Annotated in this window: 22 protein-coding genes; 8 read left to right on the top strand and 14 right to left on the bottom strand. The window is 68.7% G+C overall.

Annotated elements, in window-relative coordinates; genetic code table 11:
* Nucleotides 1–117: 117 nt before the first annotated feature.
* Both ACZ6YV_RS40940 and ACZ6YV_RS40935 read left to right on the top strand, forming a co-directional pair.
* Entirely contained in the window at nucleotides 118–783 is a 666-nt protein-coding gene (locus tag ACZ6YV_RS40940; protein ID WP_465514775.1) for an IclR family transcriptional regulator, read from the top strand.
* A 341-nt stretch (nucleotides 784–1,124) separates the two neighbouring features.
* A complete protein-coding gene (locus ACZ6YV_RS40935) occupies nucleotides 1,125–2,687 on the top strand; it encodes an amidase (protein ID WP_465514780.1) in 1,563 nt (520 codons plus the stop codon).
* Nucleotides 2,688–3,216: 529 nt separating this feature from the next.
* Here the strand turns inward: ACZ6YV_RS40935 and ACZ6YV_RS40930 are convergent.
* Both ACZ6YV_RS40930 and ACZ6YV_RS40925 read right to left on the bottom strand, forming a co-directional pair.
* Nucleotides 3,217–3,768: a TetR/AcrR family transcriptional regulator gene (locus tag ACZ6YV_RS40930; RefSeq protein ID WP_465514774.1), complete on the bottom strand. Its 552-nt coding sequence runs from the start codon at nucleotides 3,766–3,768 to the stop codon at nucleotides 3,217–3,219.
* A gap of 90 nt (nucleotides 3,769–3,858) precedes the next feature.
* Entirely contained in the window at nucleotides 3,859–4,458 is a 600-nt protein-coding gene (locus tag ACZ6YV_RS40925; protein ID WP_465514773.1) for a TetR/AcrR family transcriptional regulator, read from the bottom strand.
* A 37-nt stretch (nucleotides 4,459–4,495) separates the two neighbouring features.
* On the opposite strand from ACZ6YV_RS40925, the gene ACZ6YV_RS40920 reads away from it, so the two are divergent.
* A complete protein-coding gene (locus ACZ6YV_RS40920) occupies nucleotides 4,496–4,987 on the top strand; it encodes an anthrone oxygenase family protein (RefSeq protein ID WP_465514772.1) in 492 nt (163 codons plus the stop codon).
* Nucleotides 4,988–5,010: 23 nt separating this feature from the next.
* Nucleotides 5,011–5,988: a carboxymuconolactone decarboxylase family protein gene (locus tag ACZ6YV_RS40915; protein WP_465514771.1), complete on the top strand. Its 978-nt coding sequence runs from the start codon at nucleotides 5,011–5,013 to the stop codon at nucleotides 5,986–5,988.
* Here the strand turns inward: ACZ6YV_RS40915 and kstD are convergent.
* The 5 genes from kstD to ACZ6YV_RS40890 form a co-directional block, all read right to left on the bottom strand.
* Nucleotides 5,976–7,733 (bottom strand): 3-oxosteroid 1-dehydrogenase, encoded by a 1,758-nt coding sequence (gene kstD / locus ACZ6YV_RS40910; protein ID WP_465514770.1) that lies wholly within the window; start codon nucleotides 7,731–7,733, stop codon nucleotides 5,976–5,978. The two genes, ACZ6YV_RS40915 and kstD, sit on opposite strands and share 13 nt — an antisense overlap.
* Nucleotides 7,734–7,876: 143 nt before the next feature.
* The gene (locus ACZ6YV_RS40905) at nucleotides 7,877–8,914 is read right to left on the bottom strand and encodes an LLM class flavin-dependent oxidoreductase (RefSeq protein ID WP_465514769.1); all 1,038 of its coding nucleotides are present in this window, start codon (nucleotides 8,912–8,914) and stop codon (nucleotides 7,877–7,879) included.
* Nucleotides 8,914–9,432, bottom strand: coding sequence for an SRPBCC family protein (locus ACZ6YV_RS40900; protein WP_465514768.1), 519 nt, complete (start codon nucleotides 9,430–9,432; stop codon nucleotides 8,914–8,916). Before ACZ6YV_RS40900 ends, ACZ6YV_RS40905 begins: the two co-directional genes overlap by 1 nt.
* Before the next feature lie 48 nt (nucleotides 9,433–9,480).
* The gene (locus ACZ6YV_RS40895; protein WP_465514767.1) at nucleotides 9,481–9,996 is read right to left on the bottom strand and encodes a winged helix-turn-helix transcriptional regulator; all 516 of its coding nucleotides are present in this window, start codon (nucleotides 9,994–9,996) and stop codon (nucleotides 9,481–9,483) included.
* Nucleotides 9,997–10,056: 60 nt separating this feature from the next.
* Nucleotides 10,057–10,980, bottom strand: coding sequence for a hypothetical protein (locus ACZ6YV_RS40890; RefSeq protein WP_465514779.1), 924 nt, complete (start codon nucleotides 10,978–10,980; stop codon nucleotides 10,057–10,059).
* Nucleotides 10,981–11,523: 543 nt separating this feature from the next.
* Here ACZ6YV_RS40890 and ACZ6YV_RS40885 point away from each other — a divergent pair.
* A complete protein-coding gene (locus ACZ6YV_RS40885) occupies nucleotides 11,524–11,937 on the top strand; it encodes an SsgA family sporulation/cell division regulator (protein ID WP_378242492.1) in 414 nt (137 codons plus the stop codon).
* 40 nt (nucleotides 11,938–11,977) lie between these two features.
* Here the strand turns inward: ACZ6YV_RS40885 and fgd are convergent, their stop codons facing one another.
* From fgd to ACZ6YV_RS40865, 4 genes are all read right to left on the bottom strand, one after another.
* Nucleotides 11,978–12,982 carry a glucose-6-phosphate dehydrogenase (coenzyme-F420) gene (fgd, locus tag ACZ6YV_RS40880; protein ID WP_465514766.1) on the bottom strand — a complete coding sequence of 335 codons (1,005 nt, stop codon included), beginning with the start codon at nucleotides 12,980–12,982 and terminating at the stop codon, nucleotides 11,978–11,980.
* Nucleotides 12,983–13,316: 334 nt separating this feature from the next.
* Complete coding sequence (locus tag ACZ6YV_RS40875) at nucleotides 13,317–13,793, bottom strand: DIP1984 family protein (RefSeq protein WP_465514765.1); 477 nt, start codon at nucleotides 13,791–13,793, stop codon at nucleotides 13,317–13,319.
* A 43-nt stretch (nucleotides 13,794–13,836) separates the two neighbouring features.
* Nucleotides 13,837–14,364 (bottom strand): hypothetical protein, encoded by a 528-nt coding sequence (locus ACZ6YV_RS40870; RefSeq protein WP_465514764.1) that lies wholly within the window; start codon nucleotides 14,362–14,364, stop codon nucleotides 13,837–13,839.
* A 20-nt stretch (nucleotides 14,365–14,384) separates the two neighbouring features.
* Nucleotides 14,385–15,578, bottom strand: coding sequence for a zinc-dependent alcohol dehydrogenase (locus tag ACZ6YV_RS40865; RefSeq protein WP_465514763.1), 1,194 nt, complete (start codon nucleotides 15,576–15,578; stop codon nucleotides 14,385–14,387).
* Between the two features lie 89 nt (nucleotides 15,579–15,667).
* On the opposite strand from ACZ6YV_RS40865, the gene ACZ6YV_RS40860 reads away from it, so the two are divergent.
* Nucleotides 15,668–16,027, top strand: coding sequence for a VOC family protein (locus ACZ6YV_RS40860; protein WP_465514762.1), 360 nt, complete (start codon nucleotides 15,668–15,670; stop codon nucleotides 16,025–16,027).
* Between the two features lie 59 nt (nucleotides 16,028–16,086).
* Here the strand turns inward: ACZ6YV_RS40860 and ACZ6YV_RS40855 are convergent, their stop codons facing one another.
* Entirely contained in the window at nucleotides 16,087–16,287 is a 201-nt protein-coding gene (locus ACZ6YV_RS40855; RefSeq protein WP_465514761.1) for a hypothetical protein, read from the bottom strand.
* A 163-nt stretch (nucleotides 16,288–16,450) separates the two neighbouring features.
* On the opposite strand from ACZ6YV_RS40855, the gene ACZ6YV_RS40850 reads away from it, so the two are divergent.
* Entirely contained in the window at nucleotides 16,451–16,930 is a 480-nt protein-coding gene (locus ACZ6YV_RS40850) for a GNAT family N-acetyltransferase (RefSeq protein WP_465514760.1), read from the top strand.
* Here the strand turns inward: ACZ6YV_RS40850 and ACZ6YV_RS40845 are convergent.
* The gene (locus ACZ6YV_RS40845) at nucleotides 16,855–17,790 is read right to left on the bottom strand and encodes a DMT family transporter (protein ID WP_465514759.1); all 936 of its coding nucleotides are present in this window, start codon (nucleotides 17,788–17,790) and stop codon (nucleotides 16,855–16,857) included. The two genes, ACZ6YV_RS40850 and ACZ6YV_RS40845, sit on opposite strands and share 76 nt — an antisense overlap.
* Before the next feature lie 457 nt (nucleotides 17,791–18,247).
* Here ACZ6YV_RS40845 and ACZ6YV_RS40840 point away from each other — a divergent pair, with 457 nt between their 5' ends.
* Nucleotides 18,248–20,530: an ATP-binding protein gene (locus ACZ6YV_RS40840; protein ID WP_465514758.1), complete on the top strand. Its 2,283-nt coding sequence runs from the start codon at nucleotides 18,248–18,250 to the stop codon at nucleotides 20,528–20,530.
* A gap of 61 nt (nucleotides 20,531–20,591) precedes the next feature.
* Here ACZ6YV_RS40840 and ACZ6YV_RS40835 read toward each other — a convergent pair whose 3' ends face one another.
* Entirely contained in the window at nucleotides 20,592–21,812 is a 1,221-nt protein-coding gene (locus ACZ6YV_RS40835) for a cytochrome P450 family protein (RefSeq protein ID WP_465514757.1), read from the bottom strand.
* Between the last annotated feature and the right edge of the window lie 55 nt (nucleotides 21,813–21,867).

Below are 21,867 nucleotides of genomic sequence, written 5' to 3'. Positions count from 1 at the left end.
TAGGTCCGGACAACCCGAACGATCATCGTCCGGACCTACTTTTCGGACCGCAGCTCAGCGCGGTGAAGCTCCGCAAAGTTCGGGCGGACAGGACAGGAAACCATCGGCGGACGCGGCGTGCTCGAAGGCGCGTTCGCGTTGCTCGAAGCACTCAACGAACACGGCGGGCAGGCCGGGCTGACCCAGCTCGTGCGGGACACCGGGCTCCCGAAGACCACCGTGCACCGGCTCCTCGACCAGCTGGCCGACCTCGGCGCGGTCGAGCGGGCGGGCCGCGGCTACCGGATCGGCTCGCGGGTGTTCCGGCTCGGCCGGTTCTGGCAGCCGGAACTGCGGGACCTGGCCAAGGAGTGGCTGCCGGTGCTTTCGGCGCGGATGCGCGTGAGCCTGGTGCTCGTGGTCCCGAGGGAGGGTCGCGCGCTGGTCGCGGCGGGGGCGGTCCTGCCCGCCGATGATGTCCCCGTGTGGCCGGGCAGCCCCCTGCCGCCCGGGACCGCCGCCGGGCGGTTGCTCGCCGCCCATCACCCCGCGCTCGCCGAACCGGACACCGACGCCCTCGAGATCCGCACGGCCGGGTACGCGACCGAATCGGAGACCATCACGGCGGGCCTCGGCTGCGCCGCCGTCGGCATCAGGACCCCGGACGGCCGGGTCGGCGCGGCCCTCGCCGCCGTCCTGCCCGCCCGGCGCGACCCGGTTTCGGCGGTCGCCGGCTTGGCGAGCACCGCGCGTTCCTTCGGCGCCGCGCTCGCCGAGCACTCGCGACCGAACCGGGCCGGATGATCGACGAACGCCGAACAAACCCCGATCAACCCGAGAACGAGACCACCGACCGAATTCGACGGAATATTTCCGACGAAAACGCCTGAAAACGCCTCACCCTGTGTCCGCGACCGGAAGCTCCGCGTACCGAAAGCACGCTCACCCCTTGCCATCAGGCCATTTCCGTGACTGATCGCCTACCGGGCGGCCGCCCACACGACAATTCAATCACCGTTTATCCGCACCGTTCAGCGTTTCCGGACAGAAGCACCACACGTACGGTTCAGGAATTCTTTCGACCCAGGAGGGATTCCTTGAAAAGACATTCCCTGAAAAGACACGGTGCGGCCGCTTTTCTCGCCATGGCGTTCGTCGCGTCCGCCACCACGGCCGTCCCGGCGCAGGCCTCGACCCTGTCCGGCCGTCCCGTCGTGGCCGGGATCGATCTGGAGCGGGCGACGATCCCCGATCTGCAACGGGCGATGCGCGCCGGGAGGCTGTCCTCGGTCGAACTGACCACCTTCTACCTGCAGCGGATCCGCAAACTGAACCCGACGCTGCACGCGGTGCTCACCACGAACCCGGACGCGCTGCGGCTCGCCGCGGACAGTGACGCGCGGCGCCACCGGCATCGGTCGAAGGGACCGATGGACGGAATTCCGGTGCTGCTCAAGGACAATATCGACACCGCGGACCGGCAGCCGACCACGGCGGGTTCGACAGCGCTGCTGAATTCCCGCCCGTACCGTGACGCCGGCGTGGTCGAAAACCTGCGCGAGGCCGGGGCGGTCATCCTCGGCAAGGCCAACCTGTCGGAGTGGTCGAGTTACCGGTCCACGAGTTCGTCGAACGGCTGGAGCCCGCTCGCGGGCCAGACCGCCAACCCCTACGTGCTCGACCGCAACCCGTGCGGATCGTCGTCCGGCCCGGGCGTCGCGGTCGCGGCGCATCTGGCGACCGTCGCCGTCGGGACCGAAACGGACGGTTCGATCAGCTGCCCGTCGGGCGCCAACGGCATCGTGGGTGTCAAGCCGAGTCTCGGTCTGGTCAGCCGCAGCGGGATCGTGCCGGTGTCGAAACAGCAGGACACCGCGGGCCCGATGGCGCGCAACGTGGTGGACGCCGCGATCCTGCTCGCGGCCCTCAACGGCGCCGACCGCCGTGACCCGATCACCGTCGATGCCGCCCGGCAGTCCCTCGACGACTACACGAAGTTCTTGCGGCCCAACGCCTTGCGCGGCAAGCGGATCGGCGTCTGGCGCGAGGTGTACACCCCGGACGACACGACGAAGGCGGCGTTCGACCAGGCGCTGGGCAAGCTGCGGCAGCTCGGCGCGACCACGGTGGAGATCACGATCCCCTACCTGGACGTCATCGCGGCCAACGAGTTCCCCGCGATCAGGACCGAGTTCAAGCACGACCTGAACGCCTATCTCGCGTCCACCGGGGGCCGGCACCCCGCCGACCTGGCCGGGCTGATCCAGTACAACCTGGACCACGCGGCGGTCGAAATGCCGTACTGGACCCACAATCTGTGGGACCGGTCGCAGGCCACCGCCGGCGATCTCACCGATCCGGCGTACCGCGCGATGCGGGAAGCGGCGACGAGCGCCGCCCGGCGAGGTCTCGACGAGACGCTGCGCGGGAACAAACTGGACGCGATCGTGGCGCCGACCAACAACGCCGCGTGGAAGACGCAGCTCGGTGTCGGCGACGGCGCGCTGCTCATCGACTCGTCCGGACCGGCGGCGGTTTCGGGCTACGCCAACATGACCGTCCCGATGGCGTACGCCGGACCGTTGCCGCTCGGGCTGTCGATCATGGGCGGGCGGTTCAGCGAACCGTCGCTGTTGGCCATCGCCTACGCCTTCGAGCAGGACACGAAGGTCCGGCGGCTGCCGACGTTCATCCCGTCGCTGGGCTGAACCGATGTCGTGAGTGGCGATTCGTGTTAGAACCCGAATCGCCACTCACGACCAGCTGGACCCACCACGGCGCGGCACCCTGGCCCCCTGCAGTACATGAAGGGGTCCTTCATTGCGCTAGGCGCAGTGAAGGGGTCCTTCACGTACTTGGGGAAGCCACGAAGGCCGAGTTTCCACGGCTCAGCCGAGGGAAGGGGGCCTTCACGCGCAACCGCTGTGACTGCTGGTACACGTGTGGCGCATGTGGCGATACGCAAGTCCGTGAAGGCCTCTTTGAGGGACTCTGGGTCCCTCAAAGAGGCCTTCACGGACCAAACCGGCGATACGCACCCAGAATCCAGTGGCACCTGAGACACCCTTGGCTCTAGCCCGAATCGCCACTCACGAGGCACGCGCCCCACCACTGTCCGGCCCCCTGCAGTACATGAAGGGGTCCTTCATTGCGCCTAGCGCAGTGAAGGGGTCCTTCACGTACTTGAGGAAGCCACGAAGGCCGAGTTTCCACGGCTCAGCCGAGGGAAGGAGCCCTTCACGTCCCCGCGCCGCCGCCCAAGAACGCGAGACTGCGTTCGGCCTCCGCGACGGCGGAGTCGCGCTCGACGTGACCGTCGATCACGAGCGTGGCCAGCCCATGGAGCAGACACCACAGCGTGACGGCGAAACCGCCCGGATCGTTCCGCTCCCCCACCCGATCGGCCAGCAGCGCACAGGTCTCCCGGTGCGCCTCGGCGAGCTCCGGAAACGCGGCCCGGTCACCGATCCCGGCGCCCACCATCAGCCGGTACAACGCGGGATTCTCCAGCGCGAAGCCGAGGTAGGACTGCCCGAGCGCGGTCACCGTCCCGGCACCGCAGCCGCGCAGGCGATCCTGCAATTCGGCGTGCCCCTCCAGCGCGACAGCCACCAGCAGCGCGTTCTTGTCGCGGAAATGCCGATACGGCGCCGCGGTGGACGCGCCCACTTTCGCGACCGCGCCGCGCAGGCTCACCCCCTCGGGACCTCGCTCGACGAGGCCCTCCCGTGCGGCCATGACGAGCGCACGTCGAAGGTCCCCGTGGTGATAGGAACGTTTGGTGATCATGGCGGACCCCCCAGCCCTTGATGCCACGCGAACGTCTCACCTTAGCCGGTCCGGGACCGGCCTTGAGCGCATCGGCACGTTCCGTGCCCGTCAGTCCCGCCGTTCGACGCCACAAAGCCGCAGCACACTCTCGGCGAGCGCGTCGACACCGGCTTCGAACGTCAACTGCTTCGCGTCCACGGCCTGTCCGGCGGCGTGGCCGAGCGCCACGATCGCACTGATGAGCCAGGGATTCGCGAGCTCCTGATCGAATTCCCCCGACGTCTTGCCCCGGGTGAGCAGCCGGTCCAGATGATCGGACACCGCCGTATGACGGTCCCGGTCGGCTTCGGGGTCGTTTTCCTCGGCCGTACCGCCGGGCAGCAACGGGTAGCGCCGGAAGGTCCGCCATCCGATGTCGAGCAGTCGCAGCAGAGCGTCGGCGGCGGGACCTTCGCCGAGCCGCGCGGAGTCCATCTCGTGTGCGGCTTCCTCGGACACCGCGTCGATCACCGCGCCCAGGAGCGCCTCCCTGGTCTTGAAATGCGCGTAGACGGTCTGCCTGCTCACCCCGGCCGCCTTCGCGATGTCCTCGACGCTTGCGGTTGGTTGCGTGCCAAGGATTTCCTTGGCCGCGGCGAGAATCGAGGCAGCACTGCGGTCGGCATCGGTCCGCCGTCGCCTCCGGCGGCCCGCGGCTATCTCAGACATGTTGTCAAGCTTAACCCAGGCGGCTATGTTTGACAGCATGTCAAAGATAAGGTCGGGTCTCGTCACCGTCGTCGCCCTCTTGTCGACGGGTCTGCTCGCGGGGGCGTTCGGCTACGGCGCGATCGCGGTCGCGGCCACGTTCGACGTCGTCCCGCTCGACGTGCGGTTGACCTTCCACACGGCGCTGATGCAGAGGAACGGCGTCGTCATGCAGACCGCGATGGCGCTCGCGGCCGTCAGCTCCCTCGCGCTCGTCTTCCTGAACCGAGGGCGGCCGCGACTTCTGGCCGGGATGGCCACGGCCTTGGTCGTGACGTCGTTCCTGGTCACCCGCTTCGGCAACGTGCCGATCAACGGCCGGATCAAAGTCTGGGCGGTCACCACCGCGCCCGCCGACCACGCGGCGATCCTCGATCACTGGGAGACCTACAACGTCATCCGAACCCTCGCCGCGCTCATCGCCTTCGCGCTGATCATCGCCGCTTCGCGACTCCAGCTCCCCGACCGCGCCTTCACCCCGGCGCGCTAGCCCACGAAGGAAGGTCCCCCACCATGCTCTTCCGTCACATCACCCCGATTTCCCCCGAGGACGCCACCGGACCGGTGGCCGCCGTCTACCGGCAGGTCGACACGGAGTTCAGCAGTATCGGCCCGGCGGTCCGGATGCTCTCTCCCGCGCCGGAACTGCTCGCCCCGTGCTGGGCGCTACTGCGCGAGTCACTGGTGGCGGGCACGGTTCCCCGATGGCGCAAGGAAATCGTCACGGTATCCGTTTCACAGAGCAACGACTGCGCCTACGACACCGCCGGGCATCTGATATTCCTGCGCCTCGCCGGCGGGGAGGACGTCGCGGACGCACTGGAGCGCCGTGAGGAACCGGCGGGCGAGGGCCTCGCCGCGCTCGCCCGCTGGGCACGATCAGGCGGCCCTCTCCCCTTCTCCACCGAGGAAACACCGGAATATCTCGGAACGGCGCTCGCGCTGCACTTCATCAACCGGATGGTCCTGGTGCTGCTGAACGAGAAATTGCTTCCCGGCGCGATGAGCGAGGACGCACCCGCCGCCTTCGACGGCGCGCCGATCGCCCGCGCGATCCACCGAGAGCGAACCGACGGCGACAGCCTTTCCCTGCTGGACGACGTCCCGGCCGCCGGAATCCCCGGCTGGGCGGGCACCAGCGCCGTCGGCCCCGCCTATGTCGCGCTGCGGCGCGCGGCCGAACTCGGAAGCGGCCTCCTCTCCGAGCAGGCCCAGTCCGTCGTGCGCGAAACGATCGCGCGCCATCGGCGATCCGCCCTCGACGGTGACCGCGCCTGGCTCGCTCCCTTGGACCCGGCCGACCGGGCAGGCGCCACCCTCGCCGTCCTGGCCGGAATCGCTCCGGGGCGGATCACCGAGAACGACGTGGAGGCCTGGCGAGCGGGCGGGTACAGCGACCACTGCCTTCTCCACCTCCTGGCCTTCGGCGCCATCACCGCGGTCGGGCACGTCGAAAGCGAACTCCTCGGAGCGGTCACTCACCCGGGATGATCGGCGAGGTCGTTCGCCGCGACGTACCCGAAGGTCATCGCCGGGCCGATCGTCGACCCCGCGCCCGCGTAACTGCCGCCCATCACCGCCGCGCTGGCATTCCCTGCGGCGTACAGCCCGGCGATGACCGAGCCGTCCGCCCGCAGGACCCGCGCCCGCGCGTCGGTGCGCATCCCGCCCTTGGTGCCGAGGTCGCCCGGGACGATCTTGAACGCGTAGAACGGAGGTTCCCAGAGCGGGGCGAGGCACGAGTTCGGCAGGACGTACGGGTCGGTGTAGTAGTGGTCGTAGACGCTGGCACCCCGGCGGAAGTCACTGTCCACACCGGACAGTGACTGGCCGTTGAACCGATTGACCGTGGCGCGCAACGCCTGCGACGGAACGCCGATCGCGGCGCCGAGCGCTTCCACGGTCCACGCCTTCTTGACCGCCCCCGCCGAGTACCACTCATCGGGAAGCGGCAGCAGCGGCGCGACGTCGCGGAAGAGGTACCGGTTGCGGTAGTGCTGGTCGACGACCAGCCACGCCGGGATGGTGGGCGACGTCGGGTTCCGGTCGTACATCGTGTGCACGACGTCGCTGTACGGCGCCGCTTCGTTGACGAACCGTTTGCCCGCCGCGTCCACCATCAGCCCGCCGGGCAGGGTCCGCTCGGCGAGGCAGAAGTACGGCTCGCCGGGCAGCGGGATCGCCGGCCCCCACCACGCGTCGTCCATCAGGTCGAGCGCCGCCCCGGCGCGTTTGCCTGCCAGGATCCCGTCCCCGGTGTTCGACCGGGCGCCGACAGTCCATTGTGTACCGATCGGCTGCCGCTGGTATTCCGCCCGCATGGCGGCGTTGTGCTCGAATCCGCCGGAGCCGACGATGACGCCGCGCCGCGCCTTCACCACGCCTGCCGCGACGGTCACTCCGGTGACCTTCCCGTTCTCGATGACGAGATCGGTCAACGGCGTGTTCAGCCAGACCGGGACACCGGCGCGCTGCAGCCCGGCCCGCAGTCCGGCGGCCAGCGACTGCCCCATGGTGAGCGGTTTCTGTCCGGCGAGCGCGGCGGCCGTGCCGCGGGCGAGGCAGGCTGCCGCCACCGCGGCGCCCTTCGGATTCACCGCGGCCAGCGCGAGCCATTTGTAGTCGGCGCTGAAGACGACCATCCCCGCGGGCGTGGCGAGATAGGGCGGGTTCAGGTTGGCCAGTTCGGCGCCGAGGACGTTCCCGTCGAGCTGATCGGGTTCGATCGAGCGGCCGTCCGGCATCCCGCCGGGCAGTTCCGGGTAGTAGTCGCTGTAGCCCTCCATCCACCGGAACCGCAGCGGGCTGTTGGCCATCACGAACGACAGCATCGACGGGCCGTTGGCGAGGAAGGCCTGCTGTCGCGAGGCGGGGATCGACGGGCCGACCACGGCGGCCAAGTACCGTGCGGCCTGCTCCGGGGTGTCACGGACGCCGGCCGCGGCCAGCACCGGGTTGCACGGAATCCAGATCCCCGCCCCCGAACGGGCGGCCGAACCACCGAACTTCGCCGCCTTCTCCAGCACGACGCAGCTGAGCCCGCGCTTGGCCGCCGTCAGCGCGGCGGTCATCCCCGCCGCACCGGCACCGACCACGACGACGTCGTACTCGCCGATCACCGCGGCCTCGGCCGAAGCCGTCCCGGCGAACGGCAGACCCGACGCGAGTGCGATCCCGGCGCCGGCGGCGGTGCCGCGCAGAACCTGGCGCCGGGACAGGCTGGTGTCGGGTCTCATGGATCCTCCTCGCGTGGTGATCGAGCGAGGTCATGTTCTCCAGCCGGACGCGAAAGTGAAACAAGTTCTACCCGCTTGGAGCAGGCTGGGAGGGCCGCGTTCGGCCGGTCACCTCAACCGGCGCGGGCATTCGGGCCAACTTCTCAACCCAGAGCGCGGACCAGGTCCAGCGCGCGGCCGAGGGTGGTGAGCCGGTCGGCGACGGTCTCCCCCGCCGGGTACAGCCGGACTGTGTCGACCCCGGCGGCATTCCAGACGCGCAGCCGTTCGGCCACCATCGGCTCGGTGCCGATCAGCGTCGTGCCGAGCACCATCTCGTCGGTCACCAGCGCGGCGGCGCCTTCCCGGTCGCCCGCCTGCCAGCGCTCCCGCACCGCCGCGGCGACCTCGGCCCAGCCTTGCCTGCTGTAGGCGTTGTTGTAGAAGTTCGTCTTCGCCGAACCCATCCCGCCGAGGCTGAACGCGAGTTCGGCCTTGCGGCCCGCGACCATCCCGCGCAGCTCGTCCTCGTCCCGGGCGAAGGCGACCTCGGCGCCTTGGCAGACTTCGAGGTCCGCCCGCGACCGGCCCGCCTTCGCGAGACCGGCGTCGAGATGCGAGAAGTAGGCCTGCGCCCCCTCCGGGACGAAACTCGTACCCAGCCAGCCGTCCGCGAGCTCGCCGGTCAGCTCCAGCAGTTTCGGCGAAAGCGTGGCCAGATGGATCGGGATGTCCGGATTCGGCGTCGTCGACAGCCGCATCGGCCTGCTCTCGCCCGGCAGCGGGATCTCGAACTCCTTGCCGGAGAACGCGATCTTCTCCCCACTGAACGCCAGGCGGATGATCTCGACCGTTTCCCGCATCCGCGTCAGCGGCCGGGCGAACGAAACGCCGTGGAGACCCTCGATCACCTGCGGCCCCGAAGCGCCGAGCCCGAGGACGAACCGGCCGCCGGAGAGCTCCGAGAGCGTCAGCGCGGCCTGCGCGATCGCCACCGGGGTCCGGGTGCCGAGCTGGATGATCCCCGAGCCGAGCCGGACCCGCTCGGTCCGCGCGACGAGATAGCCGAGCACGGACGGCGCGTCCGAACCCCACGCCTCGGCGACCCAGCAGTCGTCGAGACCGAGTTTCTCCGCCTCCAGGACGAAGTCCAGCGTCTCCCGCCAGCCGCGGGAAGCCTCGACCGTGGTCGCCGTCCGCATCACGCGCCGGCCACCTCGGCCCGTTCCTTGATCGCCGCGAGGGTCCCTGTCATCGCCTTCTCGAACTCGCGCAACCGGACGAAGACGATCTTCTCCTCTTTGTCCGGCATCTGGTCGATGGCCAGCGAGAGGCCCGACCGACCCGGCCCCAGCTGCATCCATTGCCGGAGCTTCGTCCCGCCGTTCTCGGGCTCCAGCGTGAAGCGCCACAGCGCTGTCGGCGTCTCGGGATCGTGCACGGCCCAGGTGAAGACACGCGGCTCGTCGCATTCGACGACGTGCGACGTGGTCTCCCATTCGCCGAGCGCGTCGTGCTTGCTGCGGCCGACGAACCGCCTGCCGACCGCCGCCTCGCCTGCCGCGCCGTCACACCATTCGGCCGCCTGGAGCTCCTGGCTCATCTGCGGCATCAGCCGGACGTCGGAGACGATCGACCAGACCCGCTCCGGATTCGCGTCGACCCACGCCTCGACCTCGACCGTCGGTTTGTCGGCGTACTTGGCGCCCGTCCACTCCATCGTGGTCCGCCTCCCGTGCTCGTGACCTCGATAGTTGCGTAGATGGACTTACGTTGTCAAACCTTCCTGAGCGGCGAAACGGCGCACCACGTCGGGCCGGTTCGCGAGCTTCGGCGGGTAGCCCGCCCCGAGTCGCGCCCGCGTGTTCTCGGCGGTGAGCGGCCCGGCGCAGTGCGCGCAGACGACCTCGGCGTGCGTGTCGTGGCCGCACGTGTCGTGGTGGAGCGTGATCGGCGGCCCGGCCTCTTCGGCGAGCCAGCGGTCACCCCAGCGCGACATCGCGGCGAGCACCCCGTAGAAATCCGCGCCCTTCTCGGTCAGCACGTAGTCGTAACGGACCGGGTCGGCCTGGTAGGCACGCTTTTCCAGCAGTCCTTCGCCGACGAGGCGGCGCAGCCGGTCGGCGAGGGTGTTCCGCGCGATGCCGAGTTCCTGCTGGAACTCGTCGAACCTGCGGATCCCGTAGAACGCCTCCCGCAGGACCAGCGGCGTCCACCAGTCGCCGAGCAGGTCCATGGTGCGCGCGATCGAGCACGGCCACTGCGCGAACGAAGTCCGTTTCATGCCCGCGAGCCTACGCCCGCCGGAATTGATCCGGTCATTCCTCCACCTATTCCGTGGCGCTCAGGCGCCGGCGCGAAATGTTGCGATCCGGTCAAGAAGATCTCGTGCATTAATGTCGCTCACCCGCTTCCGCACGCTTTCCGACAGCGGCCGCAAACGATCCCGCGTACGCGCGGAACGGATTCCGTATGCGATCTCCATCGCGGAGAGGCCGACCTCCGCCGCACGGTCCAAGTCACCTTCCAACGCGTGATCCACGGCGAGCCAGATCATCGTCAGCGACCGGCTGCGTTCCATGTCCGGCCCGTAGCCGTCGATGGCCTCGGTGAGCGCGGGGATGGCCTCCCGGCTGTGGCGGACGTCGACGATCCTGGCGAGCTCGGTGCGTACCGTGCCGATCATCGCGGCCATGTCATTGGCGGTGAAGAACGCCGACCACGACGGGACGAAGTCTCCCAACGAGCTGGCGAACTGTTCCGGCGCAAGGGAAATCTTGTCCAGCGACTGGCGGACGTCGCCGAGCAGCGCGTACGCCCAGGCCTCGTTCGCCGAAAGGATCGCTTGTGACAGCGGCCTTCCCGCGCGGCGTGCCGCGAGCTGGCCGTGACCGAACTGCTCAAGCGCCTCCACCGGAGAGCGGTGATGCAGATACATCCGGCCGAGCCGGTAGCGGATGTTGGCGGCGAGGTCGTCGTTGCCCGACTCCGCCGCGAGTTCGAGCGCGAGGTGGAAGTGCCGCTCCGCCCGCGCGGGGCGGCCGGAGTCGAATTCCGTCCAGCCCCTCAGATTGTGCAGATCCGCGACCACGCCCGCCAGCCGCCGGGCCAGCGTCTCGGACATCATCCCCCGCCGCAGTGCCACACCGTATGGCTCCAGCACGCGCAGCAGTTCCCGGCAGGATCCGCCGCCTTCCCGATAGTCGCGCGCCCGGAGCGCGGCGATGACGCCCTCCAGTCGATCGATGTCGGCCTGCCCGACGCGCATCGGGAGCCGGTCAATCACGGCGACGCCCCTGGACCCTCGGCACGGCCGGTTCGGGCCCGGCACCGAACCGGGACGGGGCGTGAACACGTCCCGGGACAGCCCGCCGTCGCGGTCCGTAAACCGCGTCTCGCCGCTCTTGGTCTTCTCGTGGAATGGCGACAGTGATTCGCACACCCATTGCTGCTTCCTCCTGATCCACAACGATCAAGCTCGCCGAGGTCCAGGACGGAGCCACGCCGGTCTCCTGGAAATACTTGAACGACGCACGATGATGCTAACCGCGCGAAATATCGATTCACTCCGCCGAACGGTTGGCTATTTCAATTCACCGGAATATGCACGTGCGGAATCTCTTTCTTTTGCACGGATGATCACATTTCCCGCGTGCTCACCGCACGTGCTCGACGGGGACCGTGCGTGAGCGTCTGAGACGCAGCTCTCAGCCGAACGTGTGAAAGTTCTCGGCTCGGGTCACGAAACCGCTTCACATTGCGTTATCAATAGTTGAAGATCAACAGCAACCGAACGTAAGGGGCTGAAGCGTTGGACAAGGAAAGCGACCTCATCCGGGGGACGATCGTCTTCGGCCTGCGCACTTTCGGTGCGGACCCTCTGCCGGTCCAGGCCGATCTCGAATACGACCCCGAAGACCCTTACGCCGTCGTGGTGGCCTACCACTCGGGCGGCGGAACGGTCCGCTGGATGTTCGGCCGCGACCTGCTCGCGGACGGCCTTCTCACCCCATCAGGTGAAGGCGACGTGATCATCAGCCCGGCCGACGACACCTCGATCGTGATTTTCGCGCTCAGCGCGCCCGACGGCTGCGCTGTCCTCGAAGCCTCGGCGCAGGAACTGGCCGACTTCCTCGACCGGACCTACGACGTCGTGCCCGCCGGGTCCGAGCCGGAGTGGTTCGACTTCGACCAGGAGATGACCAAGCTCGTCACCGAGTCCTGACGGATGGTGGCACCGGCTCGGTGCCACCACCCGCGCCGGATCAGCCGAGTTCGCGCAGACCCGGGACGACCTGCTCGGAGAACGAGCGCAGGAACCGCTCCTGGTCGTGGCCCGGGCCGTGGAACACGAGGTGGTTGAAGCCGGCCTCGACATACGGCTTGATCTGCTCGACGGCGTCGGCCGGGTCCGAGGTGACGATCCAGCGGCGCGCGACCTGCTCGATCGGCAGCGCGTCCGCGGCCTTCTCCATTTCGGCCGGGTCCTCGATGCCGGCCTTCTGCTCCGGCGTCAGCGAGAGCGGCGCCCAGAACCGGGTGTTCTCCAGCGCCTGCGCCGGATCCGGGTCGTAGGACAGCTTGATCTCGATCATCTTGTCGATGTCGCCGGTGCTGCGGCCGACCTGCTCCGCGCCTTCCGCGACCGCGGGCAGCAGCTTCTCGGTGTAGAGGTCCATCCCCTTGCCGCTGGTGCAGATGAAGCCGTCACCCTGCTTGCCGACGTACTTCGCCATCACCGGGCCGCCTGCCGCGATGTAGATCGGGACGCCGCCCTCGGGACGGTCGTACACGGTGGCGTCGGTGGTCTGGTAGTACTCGCCTTCGAACGTGACGCGCTCTTCGGACCACAGCTTGCGCATCAGTTCGATCGCCTCGCGCAGCCGCGCGAACCGCTCCTTGAACGCGGGCCACTCGATCCGGGCGACCGCGACCTCGTTGAGGGCCTCGCCGCTGCCGACGCCGAGCAGCACGCGGCCCGGGTACAGGCTGCCGAGGGTGCCGAAAGCCTGCGCCACCACGGCCGGGTTGTAGCGGAAGGTCGCCGTCAGCACGCTGGTGCCGAGAACCACCCGCTCGGTGCGCTCGCCGACCGCCGCCATCCAGGCGAACGAGAACGGCGCGTGCCCGCCCTGATGCCGCCAGGGCTGGAAATGGTCGCTGACCATCACGCTGTCCAGCCCGACCTGCTCGGCGAGCACGGAGTACTCGACGAGGTCGCGCGGGCCGAACTGCTCGGCCGACGCCTTGTAACCGATCTTCAGTGCCATCCGGGGTCACCACCTGGGCTCTTGGGTTGTTCCGCTTTTCACCTTGGCACAGAGTCGATCAGGTCCGCCCATGCTTCGACGGGGCGAAAGGTGTCAGGAACACCACTCGGCCAAGGGGAATGCCGTGGAAAGGCCCCGTACCCGCCCTCACCCTCCGGGACCGGCACCTGGTGATGAACTGTGCCGTTTGCGCCGTCACCTGTGCATCGTGCTGGGCGGAGTTGTGATCGGGGAGTCGAACCCCACGCTGCCCGCCACGTACCAGGAGGTGAGCCGGAATACCGCCGGCTCTCGGCTTGTGCCCGCTTCCCGGAGGGCTACCTGCTTTCCACGTTCAGTCCAGGAGGTCGGTCTCCCAGTTGGTGCGCTGGATCTCGACGTCGATCGCCCGGATCTCCCCCGCGACCCGGTCCGCGCGGGATCGCAGGTCCGCGACCGGAAGCGCGGAGAGGTACCGGAGTTCCGAGCGAAGCTGGCGGCCATAACCGCCTTGGTTGCGCCCGGCCGCGGCGTCGGCGGCCGCGGTGAGGACGCCGTGCCGGAGCCGGAGGACGTCGCGGCGCGCGATCGCGTCGGTGAGCGTGCCCTCCCCGAGCGGGGTCGCGGCGTTGGTGCGGTTGATCCGCTGGATCAGCGATTCCAGTTCGTCCAGCGCGGTTTCGGCATCGACGAGCAGAGCGGAAGCGTCTTCCGCCGGCTCCTCGCCCTCCTGGTGCCGTGCGTTGTCGACGATCCGGGAACGCAGCGCCTCCACCTTCTTGGTCGCGTCGGCGCGCAGTGCGAGCGCTTCGGCCAGTTTGATCCGGGACATGCCGGGAAGTATCGCCAAGATCGGCGACCGACGCATCCCGTTTTCACTCCGCCAGGGAATGCCTTCGGTAGGCGGAGTCCGGCTCGATGAACTCGATGCCGTTCTCGTCCATCGCGTTGAAGACGGTGAACCGCCCGTTCGGGAAGACGAAGCCGATCGCGACCATGCCACCGGCCATGTCCCGCCCCGCCCACTCGAGCAGTTCGACGTCCTGGAGCACCTGACCCTCCAAAGCGGACAGTTCGGGGTAGATGTCCTGCCGCCACCGGAGCGGGCTGGGCTCCGCAGGATCGCCCCAGTCCCATGCGGACTTGCCGTCCGGGTCGATCGTGTTCCAGGTCAGGGAAACCTCGTCGAACTTCCAGTGCGTGATCTCCAGCCGTTCGTCACCGAAGTCGACCACGACAGGCGCGTCCGAGAGCCATTCGCTGTACTCGACGAACCAGGTCAGGTGGACGCGCTGGAGCCGCTTGCCGACCAGAGCGCCCAGGCGGTCCCCGTGCGCTCTCCGGATCTGCTTGAGCCCGGAGAGCCACACGGGTTCATAACCCTCGATGTCGAAGAAAGCCACGCGATGAGTATGCCCGTCACTCACGCGGCCGACGGCTCCAGAAGGATCTTGACCGCACCGTCCTGCTTCTTCTGGAAGATCTCGTAGGCGTGCGGCGCCTCCGCCAGTGGCAGCTTGTGCGTGGCGAATCCTTCGACGCCGAGCGGGTCGGCGCTGTCGGTGATCAGCGGCATGATGTCGTCGATCCAGCGCCGGACGTTGGCCTGTCCCATCCGCAAGGTGATCTGCTTGTCGAAGAGGTCCATCATCGGCAGCGGATCGACCATGCCGCCGTAGACGCCGCTCAACGAGATCGTGCCGCCGCGCCGGACACAGTCGATGGCCGCGTACAGCACGCTGAGCCGGTCGATCGCGGCCTTCTCGGTGATCTTCGCGCCGATCGGATCGGGCAGCAGGGCGACGAGATTCTGCGCCAGGCGCCCGATCGGGGCACCGTGTGCCTCCATCCCGACGGCGTCGATCACCGAGTCCGCTCCCCTGCCACCGGTGGCCTCGCGGATGATGTCGCCGAGGTACTTGTGTTCGCGTGTGTCGTAGGTGACGACACCGGCCGCGGCCGCCTTCGCGAGCCGTTCCGGGACCAGGTCGATGCCGATCACCTTGCCCGCGCCCCGGTGTTTCGCGATCCGGCAGCAGAACTGGCCGATCGGCCCGAGCCCGAAGACCACGACCGTGCCGCCTTCGGGGATGTTCGCGTAGTCGACGGCCTGCCAGGCCGTGGGCACGACGTCGGACAGGTAGACGAAGCGCTCGTCCGGCGGGCCGTCCGGCACCTTGATCGGGCCGTACTGTGCCTGCGGGACACGCAGGTACTCGGCCTGGCCGCCCGGGACCTGTCCGTAGAGCTTGGTGTAGCCGAGCAACGCCGCGCCCTTGCCGCGATCGGTGACCTGCGTGGTCTCGCACTGCGATTGCAGACCGCGGTCGCACATGAAGCAGTGACCGCAGGAGATGTTGAAGGGGACGACGACGCGATCGCCGGGTTTCAGGTTCGTCACCCCGGCCCCGACCTCCTCCACGACGCCCATCGGCTCGTGCCCGAGGATGTCACCCTCGTCGATGAAAGCACCGAGAACCTCGTAGAGGTGTAGGTCGGAACCGCAAATACCGGTCGAGGTGATGCGCACGACGGCGTCGGTGGGTTCGATCAGCTTCGGATCCGGGACGGTGTCCACCCGGACGTCGCGTTTCCCGTGCCAGGTGACGGCCTTCATGGTGCTCCTTTCGGCGAGGGCAACTGCTCCCCGCCGGATGCCCGTCCGCGCGTCCGGCAAACCTCGCCGTTCCGTGACACCGTGGTTCGATGCGAACCCGGATGCTCGCCGTCGCCGTCGACTGCCACGAGGCCGAAGCACTGGCCGCGTTCTGGAAGGAAGCGCTCGGCTACCCCGAAACCGAACGATGGACCGACAGTCACGGCGTGACCTATGTCGAGTTGAAGAGCCCGGACGTCCCGAGCCTGCTTTTCCAGCCGGTTCCCGAAGACAAGTCCGTCAAGAACCGGCTGCACCTCGACCTCGCGCCCACCGAACTCGAGCAACGTGAAGAGGTCGCCAGGCTCGTGGCACTCGGTGCCAAGATCGTCGAAGACCCCGAGCCGGACCCCTGGGTGGTCATGGCCGATCCCGAAGGCAACGAATTCTGTGTGCTTCCGCGGCGCTGACGACTCAAGACTCGTGAGTGGTAAAGATGGTTAGAACCGTCTTTACCACTCACGAGGTGCTAAGCGGCTTCGTCGCCGGACCGGGCCGACGGCTCGGAACGCAACCCCAGCATTTCCAGCAGCATCCGGCAATCCGTCGCGTCGCGGGCGTTCGCGACCACCGCTTCGGTCGCCTTGCGCAGCACCATCGCCCGTACGGCCGTCGCCCCACCTTCGGCCGGTTCCCCGGCCGGACGCGGTTCCTCGAACAGGTTCCCCATGACCCACCTCCGTCGTCCCTTTCGTTGATACCCGATCCCGGCCGGGAAGGCCCCCTGTCTTCTTGCGGTTCCGGCGGCGCACCCACCGTTTTCTCCCTAGACTGGCACCATTCGGACGAGCGGACGGAGCGGGGAACTGACCACCGAGTTGCACGGGGAGATCGTGATCCTGACCCCGGTCACCGAAGCCCATGTCCCGGAACTGCGGCGGATCCGCGGCACGGCCGGGGTCAGAGCGCGCTGGGGCTCGGTCGACGACTCCCCCACCTGGCCGTTCGACGATCCCACGACGGCCTGCTTCACCGTCTTGGAAGAGAGCGTCGTCCGGGGCTTCGTCCAGTACGGCGAGGAGGAGGACCCGATGTACCGGCACGCGTCGGTCGACCTCTTCCTCGACCCGGCGGCGCACGGCCGCGGGCTGGGGACGGACACGGTCCGCACGATGGCCCGCCATCTCCTGCGCGATCGCGGGCACCACCGGCTGGTGATCGACCCCGCCGCGGACAACGACGCCGCGATCCGCTGTTACAAGGCCGTCGGTTTCCGTGAGGTCGGGGTGATGCGCGGCTACGAACGCGACACCGAGGGTGAAGGCTGGCACGACGGGCTGCTGATGGACTTGCTCGCCGAAGACCTCACGTAGCGCGTCAGGGCGACTCCGAGCAGTACCACCGCCATCCCGGCGAGCACGCGCGGGCCGAGTTCCTCGCCGAGCACGAGCGCGCCCAGCGCGACCGAGACGACAGGCAGCAGATAGCCGACGGTCGCCGCGGAGGTCGCGCCTTCGTCGGCGATGAGCCGGTAGTTGAGGTAGAAGGTGACGCCGGTGCCGAAGATCCCGAGGACGACGACGGCGATCAACGCGGTGAGGTTCAGCGGCCCGGCCGGTGCCGCGTCGAACGGCAGCGCGAGCGCGCTCAGCCCGGTGGCTGTCAGCAGCTGCGCGGCGGAGATCGCGATCGGCCCGCCCTCGCCGACGAGTTTCCGCCCCATGTAAGCGAAAGCGACGGCGTAGCTGACTCCGGCGCCGAGCAGGGCCAGCGTCCCCCAGCCGAGCAGGCCGCTCTTCTGCCAGGGCGCGAAGATCAGCAGGATGCCGGCGAAACCGAGGGCCAGCCCGCCCACCCGGATCGCGGTGATCCGGCGTTCGGTGCCGATCCCGATGCCGATCAGCAACGACCACAGCGGGGTCGTCGCGTTCATCACCCCGGCGATACCGGAATCGACGGTCAGTTCACCGATGCTGAACAACGCGAACGGCAGGGCGTTGCAGAAGAAGGCGGCGACGAGGAGCCTGCCCCAGATCCGGCGGCCCCGTGGCAGGCGTTGCCCGGCGAAGCGGCTCAACACCAGCAGGACGGCCGCGCCGAGTGCGCAGCGGATGACGGTGACCTGAACGGGCGGCAGCCCGGTCAGCGCCAGCTTGATCCACAGGAAACCCGAGCCCCACAACAGGGCGAGAACGCCCATCCTGGCCAGGGTTCCTGGCGCGCCGATGCCCACGTCGATCCTTTCGCCGAGCCGCTCGATACCTCTCCAAGCTGCCTCGGGCGACTCGTCAGGACAAGTGAAAAGATCTACACCGACGTTAAGCGGTACTACATGGTCTGAAAGGTCACGGTCGTGGCCGCCCGGAAAGGCGACCACGACCGGCTTGCGAGGAGATCAGTACTCGCCCGGTTGCTCGCAAGGCGGAACAGGGCCTGCTCACATTTCGCGGTCGCGCATGATCCACCTCCCTTTCGACTGGCGCTCCGGTGGGGAACGGGCGCGTTCTCGCACAGTTTGAGGGCAGTCTTCGCACCTCCGCACACCCGGTGGCCGTGTTGTGACCCATGTAATGGGAAGGTTGTCGCGCGCGGAGCCGTTCTGCCCAGCGACGAATCGGCAGATGGCCCTGCCCGCCGTCACGGGAGTTGTGGCACGATCTGCCGCGAAGCAGGGAGAAAGGTGCTTTCTGGTGACCGAGAATTCCGGTTCGGCCAGATCCGGGGAGACCGGGAAAGCACGCGCGGAACCAAGGCCGGTTTCGACGGCCGCGCTGGCGTTCGGGCGCGCGCTGCGGCAACGGCGGCAGGCCAAAGGCCTGGCACTGCGCGAACTCCAGAAACTCGCCTATGTCGACAAAAGCCTCATCAGCCGGGTCGAACGCGGCCTCACCCCGCCGAGCGCGGAATTCGCCGAATCCTGCGATCGCGCGCTGGAGGCGGGCGGGACGCTGATCGTGCTCGCCGAAGCCGCCCGCGCGGAACCTTACGTTCACCTTCCCCCGCCACCGAGCCATTTCGTCGGCCGCGAAGAGCATTTCGCCCTGCTCGACGAAAAGGTGTTCAGCGGACCGGCCAAAGTGGTCTTCGTGGCGGGGCCACCCGGTGTCGGCAAGACAGCGCTCGTGCTGAATTGGGCGAACCGGCGGCAGGAGGAGTTCGACGGCGTCCTCTGGTCGGATCTGCGCGGTTACGCGGCGGGCTCCCCCGCGCAACCCGCCGACATCCTCGACGATCTCCTCCGGTGCGTCGGCGTCCGCCCCGATCGCGTACCCGCCGAGGAGCACATGCGGCTCGCGCTCCTGCGCGGACTGCTGCGCGGCCAGCGCACCCTCGTCGTGCTGGACAACGCCCTCGACTCGCACCAGGTGCGACCGGTGCTGCCCGGCACCCCGGACACCACCGTGCTGATCACCAGCAGGCGACGGCTCTCGGGACTCGTCGTCGGCAGCGGCGCGGTCCAGGTTTCCCTGGAACCGTTGGAAGATCTCGAAGCGACACGGCTCATGGCCGAGCTCATCGGAGACGAGCGCGCGGCGGGCGACCCCGAAGGTGTCGGCAAGCTCGTCCGGTTGTGCGCGGCGCTGCCGCTGGCGGTGAACATCGCCGCCGAACGGGTCGCCACGCATCCCCACCAGAGCATCGGTGACCTCGCCCGCGAACTCGTCGCCGAGGGGCGGCGGCTGGAACTGCTCGCTGTCGACGACGACGCCGTCGGGGTCCGGGCCGCCTTCAGCTGGTCCTACCGCGCGCTCGAGGCCGACACCGCCCGCATGTTCCGGCTCCTCGGCCTCCACCCCGGGCCGCGGATCTGCGCGAGCGCGGCGGCGGCTCTCGCCGGACTGCCCGAACACGACGCGCGGCGGCTTCTCGACAGACTCGTGCAGGCGCATCTCATCCAGCAGGTCGGCGCCCAGTACTACCGGTTCCACGACCTGCTCCGCGTCTATGCCGCCGAAGAGGCCACCGCGGGGCAGTGGCAGGAGGAGCGGCAGGCGGCGGTTTTCCGGCTGACCCAGTGGTATCTCTACGCCGCCAACGCGGCGAGCTGGACACTGACACCGGCCCGCGACCACCACATCGACCTGGGGCCCGCCCCCGAAGGCGTCGAGCCGCTCCGGTTCGCGACGTTCGACGAGGCCTACATCTGGTGCGCGTCGGAGATGCCGAGCATCACCGGGGTGGCCCGGCTGGCACTGGACCACGGGCTGTACGAGATCGGCTGGCGGCTGCCGGTGGAATTGTTCGACTACCACCTGCTCGGCAGGCCGTGGCAGACGTGGATCTCCAGCCACGAGGTGGCGATCGAATCCGCGAAGGCGGGCGGCGACCTCGCCGGTCTGGCGTGGTCGGCGATCAATCTCGCCGAGGCACACCGGCGGCGCGGGGACCTCGACCGCGCGCACGAACTGTTCAGCCAGGCCGTCGAGCTCTCGAAGGAGATCGGCGAGAACCCGAGCCTCGGCTGGGCGCTGGTGGGGCTCGGGAACATCGCGCACGAACGCGAGGACTATCCCCGGGCCGCGCGGCTGATCGAGGAGGGTGTCGAGGTGAACGCGCGGATCGGGTACCAGCTCGGCGAAGCGACCGCGCGGGTCCACCTCGGCCGCGCCTACCGCGACCTCGGTGAACGAGACCTCGCCCTCGAACACGGCCTTCGCGCCTTCGAGGCCTACGCGAAGGACGCCGACCAGCACGGCATGGGCTTCGCGCTGGTGCCGCTCGCCCGGACCAGCCGCCGGTTCGGCGATCCGGAGCAAGCGCTCGGGTACTGCGAGCGGGCGCTGACCGCCTACCGGAACTGCGGCGACGTCTGGGGACAGGCCGACGCGCTCGACGAACGCGGCTGCGCGCTGGCCGCGCAGGGGCACACCGAAGAGGCCATGACGATCTGGCGCGACGCGCTCCAGCTCGTCATGGATCTCGACGACCGGAAGGCGAACGTGCTGCGCGGCCGCATCGAAGGCGCGGTCTAAAGCGAGCTGAAGGCGACTTTCCCCGCATGCGATGCGGGCATGGTTCCCTTCAGCCACCGGCCTAGAGCTTGACCGGCAGGTTGTGCAGGCCGCGGGTGATCGCGCTCGGCCACCACACGAGCCGGTCCTCGGGCACGGTCAGCGTCATCGACGGCGCGCGGTCGAACAACGTCTCCAACGCCGCGGACGCCTGCATCCGCGCGAGCGCGGCGCCGATGCAGATATGCGGGCCGACCCCGAAGGCCAAGTGCCGCACCGGTCGTTCGCCGGGGCGGAAAGCGAGCGGTTCGGGGTGGACCTCCGGATCCCGATTGGCCGCCAGCAACGACAACAGGATCGGGTCGCCCGCCTCCATCCGCTGCCCGGCGAGTTCCATCGGCTCGGTGACGAACCGCCAGCTGGTGTTCTGCAGCGGGGTGTCGCGGCGCAGGACCTCCTCGATGGCGAGCGTCAGGTAGGAGCCGTCGGCACGGGCGCGGGCCGCCTCCTCCGGATGCGTGATGAGGGTCAGCGCGGTGGACGCGATGAGGCTGATCGTCGTCTCGTGCCCGGCGATCAAGGAGAGGAACGCCGTCGCGGCGACCTCCTCGTCTGTCAGCTTCCCGGCGGCTTCCTGGGTGAGCAGATCACTGATCAGGTCCGCTCCGGGTTCGGCGCGTTTGCGGGCGACGACGTCGGCGAGCAGCGCGTCCAGATCGTCGGTCGCCTTGAGCATCGAGGCCATGTCGGTGACGTCGCCGGCGGCGACCACCAGAGCGGGCGGGCGGACCTCGTCCAGGAGGGTGTCTGGGATGCCGATCAGCTCGCAGATCGACCGGATTCCCAGCGGGTACGCGAAATCCTCGACGAGGTCGCCCTCGCCCCGCTCCAGGATCGGCTCCAGCAGTTCGTTCGCGAGCTGATGCGTGCGGTCGCGCATATGCTGCAGCCGTCGTGGTCCGAACGCGCCGGCGCAGGCCTTGCGCAGCCGCGCGTGTTCCTCGCCCTCGACGTTGTTCATATGCCCGATGAGCGTCGGCCGGTGGTCGGCGGGCAGTCCGAGATTGGCCTTGCGCCAGTGATCCGCCGCGACGGACGGGCATTTGGACAGCCGGGGGTCGGCCATCGCGGAAACGACGTCCGCGTGCCGGGTCAGCAGCCAGGTCCAGGTGTCGCCGGGCAGCGGAAGCCGGAACGCCGGGGCATTCGCACGAAGCCATTCGTAAGCGGGCGACGGATCTCTGTCGAATTCCGGACCGAACATCACAGGGACCGCGGCGGCGTCGTATGCGGCATCAGGCATACGAGCCACCATGCCAGCTTGTGGCGGTATCGCGTCCGGCGAACGCAGGCAATGG

The organism is Amycolatopsis sp. NPDC102522, from assembly GCF_055584485.1.
Note: the sequence above shows the minus strand (reverse complement) of the source record. Positions and strands in the feature narration are given on the sequence as shown.

What these genes read in the sequence shown, in the direction of transcription:
- ACZ6YV_RS40935 (WP_465514780.1), top strand. Translation starts at nt 1,125, where the DNA reads ATGGCGTTCGTCGCGTCCGCCACCACGGCCGTCCCGGCGCAGGCCTCG.
- ACZ6YV_RS40930 (WP_465514774.1), bottom strand. Translation starts at nt 3,768, where the DNA reads ATGATCACCAAACGTTCCTATCACCACGGGGACCTTCGACGTGCGCTC.
- ACZ6YV_RS40925 (WP_465514773.1), bottom strand. Translation starts at nt 4,458, where the DNA reads ATGTCTGAGATAGCCGCGGGCCGCCGGAGGCGACGGCGGACCGATGCC.
- ACZ6YV_RS40920 (WP_465514772.1), top strand. Translation starts at nt 4,496, where the DNA reads ATGTCAAAGATAAGGTCGGGTCTCGTCACCGTCGTCGCCCTCTTGTCG.
- ACZ6YV_RS40915 (WP_465514771.1), top strand. Translation starts at nt 5,011, where the DNA reads ATGCTCTTCCGTCACATCACCCCGATTTCCCCCGAGGACGCCACCGGA.
- kstD (WP_465514770.1), bottom strand. Translation starts at nt 7,733, where the DNA reads ATGAGACCCGACACCAGCCTGTCCCGGCGCCAGGTTCTGCGCGGCACC.
- ACZ6YV_RS40905 (WP_465514769.1), bottom strand. Translation starts at nt 8,914, where the DNA reads ATGCGGACGGCGACCACGGTCGAGGCTTCCCGCGGCTGGCGGGAGACG.
- ACZ6YV_RS40900 (WP_465514768.1), bottom strand. Translation starts at nt 9,432, where the DNA reads ATGGAGTGGACGGGCGCCAAGTACGCCGACAAACCGACGGTCGAGGTC.
- ACZ6YV_RS40895 (WP_465514767.1), bottom strand. Translation starts at nt 9,996, where the DNA reads ATGAAACGGACTTCGTTCGCGCAGTGGCCGTGCTCGATCGCGCGCACC.
- ACZ6YV_RS40890 (WP_465514779.1), bottom strand. Translation starts at nt 10,980, where the DNA reads ATGCGCGTCGGGCAGGCCGACATCGATCGACTGGAGGGCGTCATCGCC.
- fgd (WP_465514766.1), bottom strand. Translation starts at nt 12,982, where the DNA reads ATGGCACTGAAGATCGGTTACAAGGCGTCGGCCGAGCAGTTCGGCCCG.
- ACZ6YV_RS40875 (WP_465514765.1), bottom strand. Translation starts at nt 13,793, where the DNA reads ATGTCCCGGATCAAACTGGCCGAAGCGCTCGCACTGCGCGCCGACGCG.
- ACZ6YV_RS40865 (WP_465514763.1), bottom strand. Translation starts at nt 15,578, where the DNA reads ATGAAGGCCGTCACCTGGCACGGGAAACGCGACGTCCGGGTGGACACC.
- ACZ6YV_RS40860 (WP_465514762.1), top strand. Translation starts at nt 15,668, where the DNA reads ATGCGAACCCGGATGCTCGCCGTCGCCGTCGACTGCCACGAGGCCGAA.
- ACZ6YV_RS40855 (WP_465514761.1), bottom strand. Translation starts at nt 16,287, where the DNA reads ATGGGGAACCTGTTCGAGGAACCGCGTCCGGCCGGGGAACCGGCCGAA.
- ACZ6YV_RS40835 (WP_465514757.1), bottom strand. Translation starts at nt 21,812, where the DNA reads ATGCCTGATGCCGCATACGACGCCGCCGCGGTCCCTGTGATGTTCGGT.